The following is a 13,415-nucleotide window of genomic DNA, read 5'->3' on the forward strand; positions in this document are numbered from 1 at the left end:
GTAAGGTAAAGCGTTAATTTACAACGGCATGCAATCGAAGTATTTTGTTATATTAGCCATATAACCCGGTACATTTTCAATTGCACTGTTATGCTCCATTCTGAGGCCAAAACCATAGAACTGATGATCGTTGATGATCATAAATTATTTCTTGACGGCATTGTGTCCCTTTTAAAAGACTACCCCAGGATATCTATTGTAGCCTGCGCCAGTGATGGAGAGCAGGCGCTGGAATTGCTTACACAAAACTCTGATATAGACGTGCTTATCACCGATATAAGCATGCCCAACCTCAACGGGGAAGAGCTATGCAAGGAGGTAAAGAAAAAATATCCTGATGTACATATCCTGGCCCTTTCCATGCACAGTGATAGCAAAAGCATAAAAAAGGTGCTCAAAAACGGTGCGACCGGATATATATTGAAAAATACAGGTAAGAATGAACTTATCGAGGCCATTGAGCATGTGGCCAACGGGCAGACATACTTTAGCGAAAGTGTGAAAAACAACATTATGGCCGGCATTACAGGCCTTGAAGAAAGTGATGAACATGCCACTGTAAGGCTGACAAAACGTGAGATAGAAATATTGAAATTAATAGCCTCTGAATATACCACCAATCAAATTGCTGATACACTTTTTATAAGCCTGCACACGGTAGAGAGCCATAGAAAAAACATCATGCGCAAAACCAAAGCCAAAAATATGGCAGGGCTGATCAAGTATGCCGTTAAAGCCGGAATAGTAGAGTAGAATAGAATGAACATATACAAAATACTACTTCTTAGTGGCCTCATATTATGGGGCATAGCGGCAGGTGCACAAAATAAGGTCATCGACAGCCTGAACCATTTAATTGACAGCAAGGACATAAGTGACTCCCTCAGGATAGAAGCCATGGTCGAGTTATCGTCGACGCTGAGATATTCCAGCTTTGATGAGGCCATCAAAATAAATGATGAGGCCCTTGCAGAGAGCAGAAAAAGTAAGTTAATCTCCACGGAAGCCTCAGCCTACATCACCCGTGCCCTGATCCATGCCCAGACTGGCAATCTCGACTCCGCAAAACAGTTCTGTCATCAAGCCATAGTTTTATCAAAACGCATTGCCGACGACCTCCATATGGCCCTGGCCTACAATGTACTGGGGTCAGTAAACCTTTCACAAGGCAACTATGCCAATGCCATCAGAGCCTATACTGACGGTCTGGAAAAATTCAGATCAATCTCCCATGAAAGTGGCACTGCGGCAACTCTGAACAGAATCGGCAATTTCTACCTGAAAAGGAAGCAATACAACAGCTCCCGCCTCTATTACGAGCAGTCACTGGCGGTATTTGAAAAACTCAAAAGATACGATCAGGTTACTGGCATACTCAACAACATCGGAGTATCATACTATCAGGAAAATAACTTTTCCAAAGCACTGGAATACTTCTCCAGGTCAACAAAAATACTGGAGCAGATCAATATGCCTGAAAAACTCGCCATAAGAGAGCTTAATATAGGTAAAACAAACACACATCTGGAAAAATATCAGGAGGCAGACCATTATTTAAAGAAAGCACTGGAACATGCAAAAAAATACAATGACAAAAAGGTAATGTGCCAATCTCTACTGAACCTGGGCATACTTAAAAGGCTCCAGCATGATGATACATCAGCCATCCTTTACCTGAAAGAAGGGCTTGAACTGGCCAAAAACATGCACGATCATGATACGGAGATTGAGTTTTATGAAACCATAGCAAAATCATATGCCCAACAAAACAACTATGAACGGGCTTATGTCTACTATCAAAAATTCGACTTTCTAAAAGACAGCCTTCTAAACCTGGAAAAAGACAGGGAAGTGCTCATACTTCAAAACCAGTTTGAGGCCAAGCAAAACGAGCAAAAGATAAGCCTGCTTCAGCATGAGGCAGAAAAAAAGAACATTATACTTCTGGCTCTGATCATCGGTTCTATCCTGTTGATACTTTCCATGGTACTGGTACTGATAAACTATAACAACAAGCAAAAAAGCCTGAGGCTGATCCACACCCAAAAAGAAGAGATCAGTCGCCAGAAAATAACAGAGCTAATTAAGGACCAGGAGCTGAACTCCTTCAAAAACAAACTCGAAGGACAGGAGAATGAAAGGAAACGGATTGCCCAGGAGCTTCATGACGGCATAGGTGGCACGCTGGCCAGTATTAAAATGAATTTACTGGGCCTGAAAACTGATGATGGTTCCCTAAAAGACAGACTTAATGACATCACTCTTAGGCTGGATAATGCCTGTGAAGAGGTACGGATGATCTCTCACAACCTCATACCCCCGGTACTGCACAATTCGGCACTAACCGAGGTTATCAAAAATTTCGTCAATGAAGTTATTGGCACCCGCAACATTGTGGTCAACTATGAGTTTTATCCTAAAAAACAAATTGAAGCCATTGACAAAAACATTCAGGTTGACATTTACAGGATAATACAGGAGTTGGTAACCAATGCCATTAAACATGGAAAGGCGCAGGAGATCAGCATCTACCTGACTATGCACGATGACTATGTCAATCTGATGGTTGAAGACGACGGAACAGGATTCAGAAATGATGGTAAACAAGACGGCATAGGCTTGAAAAATATTCAGTCTCGTGTGGCTGCTTTAGATGGCAAAATTACCATTGACACCAATATCGGAAAAGGGACAAATGTCATTATTGATCTTTCCCTGTCTCATGACAAAGCGGTACCCGCTCACTCGTAAATAATATACCGGAAAACCGTTATTTTTCTGTTTACCTGAAAACAGCCAGACGTTCTGACCTGATAAAGTCTTAAATTGCGTGTCTGTAGCCATTATCACACACCATGAAAAAAAGTAAATTAAACCTAAACCAATTAAAAGTGCAGAGTTTCATCACTGGCCTCAGCAACCCCGCTTACATCAAAAGTGGCAGGGCTTTGGGCGATGTTAACCCGGACGGCTCGGAAGTAGATGATAGCTTTACGGACTCTACTCCAGTAAGCGTACAACCGGACAAAGACTGTAATCTCAAAATGTAGTACATCAACCTCCTGGCTTTATGAAAAAGAAAAACTTCAAACTGGATACTATAAAGGTAAGCAGTTTCGTAACCTCAATAGAAGGGTGGGATATTAGAGGTGGGAAATCGGAGGTTGATCCCACATCCCAGTCAAAACCTATAACCACAATATGCCCGTCCGATGAAGGGACAAAGCCCCTGGTGTGCTACCACCAAAGCCTTTTGGAAAATTGTGACGGGTCTATAAAATAGTTTTTGCAGATTTAATCAAACCAAACCATGAAAAAAACGAACTTCAAGCTAAAATCTTTACAAGTTAAAAGTTTTATAACTTCGGTGGAAGCAAGGCATATTAAAGGAGCCGGGTCAGAAGTTGAACCTACTACTACTATGCCTCATGTAATAAGCTGCCTGAATAGTTATTGCAAAATCAAATAGAGCTTTATTTAGCTGGTTAAAAAGGAAGCCCATGCAGTGATGTATGGGCTTCTGTATTTATTAAATCTGCAGTTATCCTACTTACAAGGGCTGCAATGTATTGGTTCATTGGTATCGCACGGTCTGTGAGTATACCAGGTATTTGGATTACATGAGTTGGAAGAGCCACCACCACCACCACCAGGGCAACCCGCCCAGCCTTCAGTACACCCATAGGTCAGATATCCTCCCTTAATGGTATGAGCATTTCCATCCAGGTCCTGAGTTACAAAGCTCTTCACTTTTAACTCCTCAATTTTCAGTTTCTTTTTTTTCATGGTAAAAGAATTTAATTCATATAATTATTTCAATTCCTTTAAATTAAAAAAGAAAAAATTTAAGCAGTTAATTAGTATATCTCAAGCCAGATTAATAACATGCATATGTAAGAAAATCAGACAGGTAACATTTGTCTGAAAAGAACACTGAAAATCAAAAAGGCTTAATTGCCCAATTCAAGCTGATTTTTGACCAGTCGGTAGTAATCTCCTCTTTTTTCAGTCAGCTCTGCGTGTGTACCTATTTCGGTGATATGTCCCTTATCCAGCACTATAATTTGATCTGCGTTTTTAACAGTACTTAACCTGTGCGCTACTACTATGACAGTTCGGCCCACAAAAAACCTGTCAAGGTTTTCCATGATCACCTTTTCATTGTTGGCATCCAGAGCATTAGTAGCTTCATCAAAGAAAATATACTCCGGACTTTTATAGACAGCACGGGCTATCAATATTCTTTGTTTCTGCCCCTGGCTCAGGCCATGGCCATCGTTACCAATCTTGGTATTGTAGCCTAGCGGAAGGGATTCAATAAACTCCTGTATATTGGCCACCTTTACGGCATACATTAGTTTTTCTTTATTGATATAATCGTCTTTAATGGAAATATTCTTGGCAATGGTGTCTGAAAAAATGAAGCCATCCTGCAACACCGCACCGCACTTATCCCTCCACAGCCTGTTGCTGTAATTGTTCAGGTTTATATCTCCCAGCCTGATCTCCCCTTGAGAAGGTTCATAAAATTTAAGAAGCAGCTTCACCAATGTGGTCTTTCCACTTCCGCTGGCACCGACAATAGCCGTAACCTTACCCTCCGGAATTTCAAGACTGATGTCCCGTAAAGCATATTCAGAATGTGGACCTTCGTATTGAAAAGTAACATTATCCAGTTTCAATGATTTGTCTTCCGGGAAGATGGTGATCTTCTCCTCACTCAGATCTTCCTCATCCTCCCTGCCATGGATCTCCCCCAATCTTTCCAGGCTTATCTTCGCATCCTGTGCTGTATGGATGAAACCAACCAATTGATTGATAGGTGCATTTAGCTGACCAATGATATACTGAATGGCGAGCATCATACCGAGGGTAATATCACCGTCTATGACTGCCTTGGCGGCCAAAAATGTAATGACAATATTTTTAAGCTCATTGATAAATGATGACCCTGCTTCCTGATATTGGTTCAACGCCAAGCCACTAATACTCACCCTGAACAGTTTTGCCTGGATCCGCTCCCACTCCCAACGCTTCTGCTTCTCACTGTTGTGCAACTTGATCTCCTGCATACCTGTGATCAACTGGATCAGGTTGCTCTGGTTGCTCGACATCTGATCGAAGCGCTTGTAATCCAGGTCGCGCCTTTTCTTCATAAAGATCATGATCCAGGCCATGTATATGGCACTGCCTATGAAGAAAATGGCGAAGATCTTCAAATCATATATCGCCAGTACCACACCAAAAATGATGAGATTGATGAAGGAAAAGAGAATATTTAAAGTAGACGATGTAAGGAATGACTCTATTCTGCTATGATCGCCGATTCGTTGTAACAAATCGCCTATCATTTTGGTATCAAAAAACGAAACCGGCAGCCTCATCAACTTGATAAGGAAATCTGAAAGGATAGAAATATTTATACGTGTACCGAGATGCAGCAGTATCCATCCCCTGATAAACTCCACCGCTGTTCTGCTGAAAAACAGCATCAATTGGGCTATCAATATGAGAGTAACAAAATTCAGGTCCTGGTTTTGAATACCTATATCAACAATAGACTGCGTCAAAAACGGGAAGATCAACTGCAGGATACTGCCTACCAGCATGCCGATAAAAAGCTGGACGATGAACTTTTTATAAGGTCTTAAATATTTAAAAAGGAACTGAAACCCTGACTTATTTACCTTTTCATCCTCAGTAGTGTAAAAATCGGGCGCAGGCTCCAACAAAAGCACTACACCTATCTCCTGCCCGTTATCAGTATCACTAAGCCAGCCGTCGAGGAACTCCTTTTTAGTAAGTTTCACTAACCCGTGTGCAGGGTCAGATACTAGTACGTGGTTCTTCTTAAACCCGTAGACAACTATGAAATGTTGCTGCCGCCAGTGCGCTATAAACGGGGTCGGTGCTTCTTCTTTTAACTTGTCATATGGAATTTTTGCCGCCAGCGTACGGAACCCGATAGACTCCGCCGCATCGCTGATGCCCAATAATGAAACTCCCTCCCTCGTAATATAGCTCTTGTCCCGAAGTGTTTGTAACGAATAGCTTTTTCCATAGTATTTAGCTATGATCCTCAAGCAGGTCGGACCGCAGTCCATGGCGTCAAGCTGTCGATAATGTGGGAATTTCTTTAGCATAGGTTGATCAAAAGAGTCGTGAACTTACTAAATTGGTTTTAGTATGCCAAGATTTTATAGGAGTTAGAAATGATAAACCCCCGATTTCTGGTATAACTACCTTGTATAGAGAGAAATATCCCCGGTTTCAGGGATATAGTATATTGAAATGGATCAGGCGGTTTCAGGGAGATACTTAATTTTATCTCTGTGTATGACAGCCAGTTATTGGCAAATCAGAATAAAATAGCAACAGACGCAGTTTTAATCATGTTTCACTTCTAAGCTTTACTTTGAGAGTTCTTGCTTTTCGCTCACTACACTAGTTTTACGCTTGCGCCATTGAAAAAGACTTTATATGTAGCAACACCTTTCAAATAAGCCCCTTCATGAACCCAATTTTCATTACTTATGTAAGTTTCAGGCTGTTTTTTGTTATGAATGCATAACAAATTAACCGTTCTTCACCGCTTACCCTAAAATATTTTTAACCTAACCTAAAATTATGATGAAAAAAGTTTTATCAGTGCTATCTATTGGACTTTATTTAATGGTATTCACGGCATGTGAAGAAAGTGAAGTCAAGCCAGACCCTGCAAGCCAGGATCAAAACCCATCGTTGGATGCTGTTGCTCAGGATATTGCCGGTTTATTAAATGAAGGAGAATCTTTTAATGCTTTCACCTCAATATTGGAACAGCAAACAGTAGGTATTAAGCTTGCCGAGGTACTTACAAGAATTGAATCTAACCCAAAAGAAGGATCTTCCTTTTCAAATCTGAAAGCTTCTGCCCGATTTTACGATGATAAGCTTAAAACCGGTGATGCTCCGAAGGTCGTAGAAATCCCGGAGGTATGGCTATACAAGCCGGAAGGAACAACATCGATCAACAAAAAGGATGTGTTGGTAGCTTACCCTCCGGCAGGTAAAGAGTCTGAGTGGACTAAGGTAAAAGCTTATACACTGGACAGGAAAGTAGTCTACCTTGACCCTAACGCAGAGCCTGAAGTGCCTGTAATTGTAGTAGACAATCATGGCTTTGAGGCCTTCAAGGTAGAAGTAAGCTACATCAACAAGCAATTGAAGGAAGCAGGCTTTCAGAAAAAGATGGTTTCTTCCAACTCAAAAGGAAGAACTGCGGCCACCGGCCTTGAAACCACAAAACTGGACAAAATCAGGCTTAATGACGACGAAGAGCCCTGGATAAGCGGTTCTGCGGAGGTATATGCCGTAACATCAGGAATCAGAAACAGCAGCAATGAAGCCGAAGTAGCAGTGATCCCTATGTACTACCTGGACAAAGATGATAAGGATTATTATCCAAACCAGGTTATGCTCTTCTGGGATGACTACGCATATCAGGCGGCAAACATCCAGCTATTCGAAAAAGATGATAACCACAATTATCAGGATATGGTATCTATGCTGGTAAAAGAGCTAAGTGCTTTGGCTGGAACGCTTAGTGGCCAGACCTGGATCACCGCACTTGGCACTATAGGCTCAGCTATCGTTGATGCCCTGCCTGCCAGCTTCTGGACCAATGATGACGATTACGTAGACTCTTTCTACACTATAGAAAAGAACAGGTACTACACCAACTACTATGGAGCAAGAGGCAATGCTAAAGTTAACATGAGCCCTTACTTCATACCAGCCAACTAAGGATCAGGCGGAATTTCCGGGGAGACATAAACTTTTCGCCTATGGGGTTGACGGGCAACAGTTAACAGCAATAGGCAAAAGCAGTTGGCAAACTGAGAATAATACAGCAATGGGCACGGATTACTTATTTTTAGTGATAAGCTTCACATTACAAGTTTTATTTTCAGAGCCTTTTGCTCCACAGATTTTTTGCCCTAACTAAGCGTTAAGCTGAGTTTTTAGTTAATAAAAAACACCCCCGGATAAATCCGGGGGTGTTTTTTATTTTGAGTTTTGACCTTGGTGTTAAGAACCTAAATATGGAATTGCTCCTTAATATTCTCAGTTACTACTTTACCATCAAACAGGTTAATAATCCTGTGAGCATAGTTAGCATCATAAGGAGAGTGTGTTACCATGATGATGGTTGTTCCTTCCTCATTCAGCTCAGCCAACAGCTTCATCACTTCTTCACCATTGGCAGAATCAAGGTTACCTGTAGGTTCATCCGCAAGTATTACTTTTGGCTTGGCTACAATAGCTCGGGCTATGGCCACCCTTTGCTGCTGACCCCCTGAAAGCTGCTGAGGGAAGTGGTTTCTTCTATGCATGATGTTCATCCTTTCCAGCACCTCTTCTACCCTTTGCTTTCTTTCAGCAGACGGAACTTTAAGATACAATAAAGGCAGCTCCACGTTCTCAAATACAGTCAGTTCATCGATCAGGTTAAAGCTCTGAAACACGAAACCAATAGAGCCTTTGCGGAGTTGTGCACGCTGACGCTCAGAGTAATGCGACACCTCATGCTCTCCGAAGTAGTATTCACCATCAGAAGGGTTGTCCAATAGACCAAGGATGTTTAGCAGCGTAGATTTTCCGCATCCGGAAGGTCCCATAATGGCTACAAACTCTCCCTCTTTGATTTCAATGTTTATGCTATTCAGAGCGGTAGTTTCTACCTCATCTGTAGTATAAACCTTTTGTAAATTTTTGATTTTTATCATGGTATTAGTGTTTTTAATGATTTACCGACATCGGCCGGCTTTGACCTTTTATTTTTATTGCAATACAAGTACTTCGTTGTCTCCGAAATTGTCGTAGCTGGAGGTGATCACACGATCGCCGGGTTCCAGGCCTTCCAATACTTCGAAGTGTTCGGTGTTTTTCCTTCCAAGTCTGATATTTCGCTTCTCAGCTTTGGTGCCATCTTCACTGACCACAAACACCCAGTTGCCTCCTGTATCTTTGTAGAAGCCGCCCACAGGGAGCAGCAATTCTTCGGAAGACTGGCCAAGTTCGATTCTCAACCTCAGGGATTGTCCCCTTTTTATTCCTTCCGGTGCTTCACCATCAAACTCCATATCAACTTCAAACCTGCCATTGGTGATAGTAGGATAAATATAAGTTATTTTCAAACGATAATCCTTACCGGCAAAGGTTGTAGTTGCGCTCAGGCCAGTTGAAATCCTGGGCAGGTAAAGCTCATCTATGGGCACCCTTACTTTATAGCTCCCCACTTTGTCGACCTGTCCTAACCTTTGACCGGGGTTAACGGCCTGTCCTTCAAACAGTGGCTGCGTAGATAGCTGGCCTTCGATAGGCGATTTGATGATCAGGTTATCCAATATCTGGCCTACACCTTCAAGGCTCTGCGTCATTCTTCTTTCGGAAGTGTTAAGCTGGCCAAGCTGCCTGATCCGCGAGATTGAATCATTTCTATAGCTGGCATAGGTGATATCCCTTCTCTTCAAATTGTATTCATAGTCAGCCTGGGTCTGCTCAAACTCCTGTTTGGAGATCAGCTTTTTGTCATACAACATCTTTTGCCTTTTGTACTGGGGCTCCAGTTTTTCTATCTGGTTTTCGATCAAAGCCAGGGTCTGCTGTTGCTGCAGGTCATTCTGCTCCAGTTGCAGTCTGGTCTGTCGAAGTCTGTTTATACTTTCATTCAGACTCGCTTCCTGGGTCAGCACGCTTAGTTCCCTGTTCAAGTTTGACAGTTCCACGATCAGGTCACCCTTTTCCAGCATGGCACCACTTTCCGCGTGTACTTTTTTAATAGTTCCACCTTCAATGGCATCCAGGTAAAAAGTAACACTTGGCTCCACGGTACCAGTCTGAGGTATAAACTCCTGGAAAACACCACGCTTCACATTCGCAATGGTCAGTTTTTCTTTTTCTACGTTCAGGCGTGATCTTCTATCGGCAAAAAACAGTAAGTATGCCATAAATCCCACCACGGCTACTGCACCAAGTATGGTTGCAATGCGTTTAAAAGTCCAGGTCTTCTTTTTAATTTTTCTATCCATTTCGGAGTATCGGTTACATCGGTTTCTTCAATATCGAAATAGCATTTGCCAACAAGTGTGCCAAATCAATATCCGAAGTGTAAAACGGCCTCAGTTGATTTTTAGCAGTCCGCTAACGTTCATTCATGAACGTGACCGTCCGCCACCGAACATTTTCATCCGCACTGTTTAGGATGGTTGATTTTTTTTATTTAACATAAACCTTCCAAATAAACAGATTAACACTTATTACGGTAAATAAGACTTTTCAGCACCATAAACGGTATCAACTTTGTCTGATACTGAGACGGTTAAAGCTCATAAATAAATACACATGGTAGAAAAGAACAGTAAAACAGGGAAGATCCTGATAGTAGACGACAACGAAGACCTGTTAAAAGCAGCTAAAATTTTCCTCAAAAGACATTTCCAGCAAGTAGACCTTGAGAAGAACCCGGAAGCCATACCTACACTGATCAACAATGAAAATTATGACGTAATCCTACTCGACATGAATTTCACCAAAGATGTAAGCAGTGGCAAGGAAGGCTATTACTGGCTGGAAAAGATCCTGGAAATAGACCCTTCAGCCGTAGTTGTACTGATCACCGCCTATGGCGATGTACAAATGGCGGTTAAGGCTATTAAAGCCGGCGCCACGGACTTTGTGCTCAAGCCCTGGGAAAATGAAAAGCTTTTGGCCACCCTGTTCTCTGCCATGCGACTGAGGGAAACCCGCCTGGAAGTAGAAGACCTTAAAACCAGGCAAAAAGAAATCAACCGCCAGATCAACAACAAATATCACGACATCATAGGCCAAAGTGCGGCCATCCATAAGGTATTTGAAACTATAGACCGGGTGGCTGCCACGGATGCTAATGTGCTTATACTTGGCGAAAACGGAACGGGAAAAGAACTGGTAGCCAGGGCCATTCACAAAAACTCAGGTCGCAAAGACCAGGTATTCGTCAATGTAGACCTGGGTTCGGTAAGTGAAACACTTTTTGAAAGCGAACTGTTTGGCCACAAAAAAGGTGCATTTACAGATGCCAAAGAAGACCGATCAGGCCGCTTTGAAGTGGCCAACGGCGGCACGCTTTTTCTTGATGAGATCGGTAACCTATCCATGCCCCTGCAAGCCAAGCTGCTGACCGTACTCCAAAACAGAAGGGTAAGCCGGGTGGGCTCTAACAAAGAAACCAACATTGACATACGCCTGGTGTGCGCGACTAACATGCCGCTGTATGAAATGGTCAAAGAGAACAAATTCAGGCAAGACCTGCTCTACAGGATCAACACCATTGAGATAGAGTTGCCACCTCTCAGAGAGCGGCTTGAGGATATCCCCTTACTGGCCACCCACTTTCTGGAGCACTACAGCAAAAAATACAACAAACAGGTAAGCAAGATCAGCGATGCTGCCATCAGCAGAATGCAAAAGCATAGCTGGCCGGGAAATATTCGAGAGATACAGCATGCCATAGAGCGTGCCGTGATCATGAGCAACTCTCAGGTGCTTCAACCCGAGGACTTTAACCTGAATGCCCAGCCCCAGGCTGCCGCAGACGGTGACAATGTAATGCTGGACCAGTTTAAACTGGAAGATGTAGAAAAAATACTGATCCGCAAGGTACTTAAAAAATACAATGGTAATATTACACAGGCAGCGTCTGAACTAGGGCTTACGCGCTCATCATTGTATCGCAGACTAGAGAAATATGGGCTTTAAAGATTTCCGGCTTCGTGTAGCATTCAGGGTAATCCTCATCGGGATCACTATGTCCTTATTTGTCTACTCGGCGCAATATGAGAAAATGATCATCACGGCCGGCCTGCTGGCAATCGTGATTATTTTTGAATTGTTTGAGCTTTATCGCTTCATATCCAGGACAAACCGGAAGCTTACCCGCTTTCTCGAATCTGTTAAATATTCAGACTTTGTGTCCGGATTCTCTGCCGACAACAAACTGGGGCAAAGCTTCAAAGACCTTAATCTCGCCTTCAACGAAGTGCTTGAGGCATTTAGAAAAGCGCGTGCGGAAAAAGAAGAGCACCTGCAATACCTCAACACCATTGTAGAGCATGTGAGTACCGGCCTGATGTCTTTTGATGATGAAGGCAATGTCGGTCTTATGAATGCCACTGCCAAGAAATTCCTGAAAGTCGACAGGCTCCGCAATATAGACGAACTGATAGAAAAGCAATCGAGGCTCTACAAAGCACTGTTTGATCTGCCACCGGGCAAAAGCACACTTTTCCGGATTGAGGGTGACATTCAACTGGCCATACATGCCACCGAGCTTATCCTGCGGGCTAAAAAGCTAAAGCTGGTTGCCTTGCAGAACATCCAGCCGGAACTCCAAAAGAAGGAGCTGGAAGCCTGGCAAAACTTAACCAAGGTGCTCCGGCATGAAATCATGAATTCGATCACGCCCATTGCCTCACTGACGTCAACAATGAAGGACATACTCATCGAAGACCTGAACGAAGTCAACGGCAAATATGAACTTAACGAGGAAGCCGTGGAAGACCTGCAGGATGGCCTGGGCACCATTGAAAGCAGAAGCCAGGGGCTTATCCGGTTCATAGACGCGTACAGGGACTACACATCCATACCGCTTCCTAAAATAAAGCCCATCAAGATCGCCCAACTCCTGGAGCACGTTTCTCAACTCATGAAAGTAGAGCTGCGACGCGCCAAAATAGACTTCTCCTGCGAAATGAGCCATCCGGAACTGGAACTCAATATAGACGAAGAACTGATCGAGCAGGTACTGATCAATCTATTGAAAAATGCTATTGAAGCAGTTGAAGAAACAGAAAATCCACGAATTGAACTCCACACACACACCAACCTGGAAGGCAGCACCAGAATAACTGTAACGGATAACGGTCAGGGAATAATAATGGAAGCCCTTGACCAGATATTCATCCCCTTCTACTCTACCAAAAAACGAGGATCAGGAATAGGACTAAGCCTCTCCAGGCAGATCATGCAGCTACACAATGGCACACTTACCGTGGAATCAGAGCCTGAAAAATTTACTACGTTTACATTGACTTTTTGAGGAGCAGTGAGATTTCTCAGGAGTTGATATTTCCATTATTGATCGAAGGATCGCTGCGCTAAACTTTAAGCCAGGCAAAGAGCAGGATATGTAAAATTAACCTGCTTATATGCAAAATTAACCTAATATATCATTACGAGGTATTATCTGGTTAAAATACAACATAAAGTAGCCAATTCCGCTGTAGTAAGCCTTACCTAATCCCGCTAAGTTTGTATCATAAGTTTTTGCAAATCAAAACACAACGGATATGAAAACATTAAAAACATCCATGGCAGCGGTCCTATTATTGACC

12 protein-coding genes are annotated in these 13,415 nt (G+C 42.8%); 8 read left to right on the forward strand and 4 right to left on the reverse strand.

Going from position 1 to position 13,415, the window contains the following annotated elements; translation table 11 throughout:
* Window positions 1–90 precede the first annotated feature (90 nt).
* From E1163_RS09365 to E1163_RS31680, 5 genes are all read left to right on the forward strand, one after another.
* Window positions 91–753 carry a response regulator gene (locus tag E1163_RS09365; protein WP_155171178.1) on the forward strand — a complete coding sequence of 221 codons (663 nt, stop codon included), beginning with the start codon at window positions 91–93 and terminating at the stop codon, window positions 751–753.
* 6 nt (window positions 754–759) lie between these two features.
* On the forward strand, window positions 760–2,751 hold the full coding sequence (locus E1163_RS09370; RefSeq protein ID WP_155171179.1) for a tetratricopeptide repeat-containing sensor histidine kinase: 1,992 nt from the start codon (window positions 760–762) through the stop codon (window positions 2,749–2,751).
* A gap of 104 nt (window positions 2,752–2,855) precedes the next feature.
* Entirely contained in the window at window positions 2,856–3,050 is a 195-nt protein-coding gene (locus tag E1163_RS09375; protein ID WP_155171180.1) for a pinensin family lanthipeptide, read from the forward strand.
* 20 nt (window positions 3,051–3,070) lie between these two features.
* The gene (locus E1163_RS09380; RefSeq protein WP_155171181.1) at window positions 3,071–3,283 is read left to right on the forward strand and encodes a hypothetical protein; all 213 of its coding nucleotides are present in this window, start codon (window positions 3,071–3,073) and stop codon (window positions 3,281–3,283) included.
* Window positions 3,284–3,310: 27 nt separating this feature from the next.
* Entirely contained in the window at window positions 3,311–3,469 is a 159-nt protein-coding gene (locus tag E1163_RS31680) for a pinensin family lanthipeptide (RefSeq protein ID WP_221417969.1), read from the forward strand.
* A gap of 77 nt (window positions 3,470–3,546) precedes the next feature.
* Here E1163_RS31680 and E1163_RS09385 read toward each other — a convergent pair whose 3' ends face one another.
* Both E1163_RS09385 and E1163_RS09390 read right to left on the reverse strand, forming a co-directional pair.
* Window positions 3,547–3,786 carry a pinensin family lanthipeptide gene (locus E1163_RS09385; RefSeq protein ID WP_155171182.1) on the reverse strand — a complete coding sequence of 80 codons (240 nt, stop codon included), beginning with the start codon at window positions 3,784–3,786 and terminating at the stop codon, window positions 3,547–3,549.
* Between the two features lie 164 nt (window positions 3,787–3,950).
* Window positions 3,951–6,143 (reverse strand): peptidase domain-containing ABC transporter, encoded by a 2,193-nt coding sequence (locus tag E1163_RS09390; protein ID WP_155171183.1) that lies wholly within the window; start codon window positions 6,141–6,143, stop codon window positions 3,951–3,953.
* Between the two features lie 484 nt (window positions 6,144–6,627).
* Here E1163_RS09390 and E1163_RS09395 point away from each other — a divergent pair, with 484 nt between their 5' ends.
* On the forward strand, window positions 6,628–7,785 hold the full coding sequence (locus tag E1163_RS09395) for a DUF3103 family protein (protein ID WP_155171184.1): 1,158 nt from the start codon (window positions 6,628–6,630) through the stop codon (window positions 7,783–7,785).
* A 293-nt stretch (window positions 7,786–8,078) separates the two neighbouring features.
* On the opposite strand, the gene E1163_RS09400 is transcribed toward E1163_RS09395, so the two are convergent.
* Together E1163_RS09400 and E1163_RS09405 are read right to left on the reverse strand one after the other, a co-directional pair.
* On the reverse strand, window positions 8,079–8,768 hold the full coding sequence (locus E1163_RS09400) for an ABC transporter ATP-binding protein (RefSeq protein WP_009581509.1): 690 nt from the start codon (window positions 8,766–8,768) through the stop codon (window positions 8,079–8,081).
* A 54-nt stretch (window positions 8,769–8,822) separates the two neighbouring features.
* Complete coding sequence (locus E1163_RS09405) at window positions 8,823–10,073, reverse strand: efflux RND transporter periplasmic adaptor subunit (RefSeq protein WP_155171185.1); 1,251 nt, start codon at window positions 10,071–10,073, stop codon at window positions 8,823–8,825.
* A 313-nt stretch (window positions 10,074–10,386) separates the two neighbouring features.
* Here E1163_RS09405 and E1163_RS09410 point away from each other — a divergent pair, with 313 nt between their 5' ends.
* Window positions 10,387–11,781, forward strand: a complete 1,395-nt coding sequence (locus E1163_RS09410; protein WP_155171186.1) for a sigma-54-dependent transcriptional regulator — start codon at window positions 10,387–10,389, stop codon at window positions 11,779–11,781.
* The gene (locus E1163_RS09415) at window positions 11,771–13,120 is read left to right on the forward strand and encodes a sensor histidine kinase (protein ID WP_155171187.1); all 1,350 of its coding nucleotides are present in this window, start codon (window positions 11,771–11,773) and stop codon (window positions 13,118–13,120) included. The genes E1163_RS09410 and E1163_RS09415 overlap by 11 nt, the downstream gene beginning before the upstream one ends.
* Window positions 13,121–13,415: the final 295 nt, after the last annotated feature.

Source organism: Fulvivirga kasyanovii (assembly GCF_009711405.1).
GTDB classification, from domain to species: domain Bacteria; phylum Bacteroidota; class Bacteroidia; order Cytophagales; family Cyclobacteriaceae; genus Fulvivirga; species Fulvivirga kasyanovii.

Excerpts from the sequence above, each read along its gene's own strand:
- E1163_RS09365 (WP_155171178.1), top strand. The coding sequence starts at position 91 with ATGCTCCATTCTGAGGCCAAAACCATAGAACTGATGATCGTTGATGAT.
- E1163_RS09410 (WP_155171186.1), top strand. The coding sequence starts at position 10,387 with ATGGTAGAAAAGAACAGTAAAACAGGGAAGATCCTGATAGTAGACGAC.
- E1163_RS09390 (WP_155171183.1), bottom strand. The coding sequence starts at position 6,143 with ATGCTAAAGAAATTCCCACATTATCGACAGCTTGACGCCATGGACTGC.
- E1163_RS09395 (WP_155171184.1), top strand. The coding sequence starts at position 6,628 with ATGATGAAAAAAGTTTTATCAGTGCTATCTATTGGACTTTATTTAATG.
- E1163_RS09400 (WP_009581509.1), bottom strand. The coding sequence starts at position 8,768 with ATGATAAAAATCAAAAATTTACAAAAGGTTTATACTACAGATGAGGTA.
- E1163_RS09405 (WP_155171185.1), bottom strand. The coding sequence starts at position 10,073 with ATGGATAGAAAAATTAAAAAGAAGACCTGGACTTTTAAACGCATTGCA.
- E1163_RS09385 (WP_155171182.1), bottom strand. The coding sequence starts at position 3,786 with ATGAAAAAAAAGAAACTGAAAATTGAGGAGTTAAAAGTGAAGAGCTTT.
- E1163_RS09370 (WP_155171179.1), top strand. The coding sequence starts at position 760 with ATGAACATATACAAAATACTACTTCTTAGTGGCCTCATATTATGGGGC.
- E1163_RS09375 (WP_155171180.1), top strand. The coding sequence starts at position 2,856 with ATGAAAAAAAGTAAATTAAACCTAAACCAATTAAAAGTGCAGAGTTTC.
- E1163_RS09380 (WP_155171181.1), top strand. The coding sequence starts at position 3,071 with ATGAAAAAGAAAAACTTCAAACTGGATACTATAAAGGTAAGCAGTTTC.
- E1163_RS09415 (WP_155171187.1), top strand. The coding sequence starts at position 11,771 with ATGGGCTTTAAAGATTTCCGGCTTCGTGTAGCATTCAGGGTAATCCTC.
- E1163_RS31680 (WP_221417969.1), top strand. The coding sequence starts at position 3,311 with ATGAAAAAAACGAACTTCAAGCTAAAATCTTTACAAGTTAAAAGTTTT.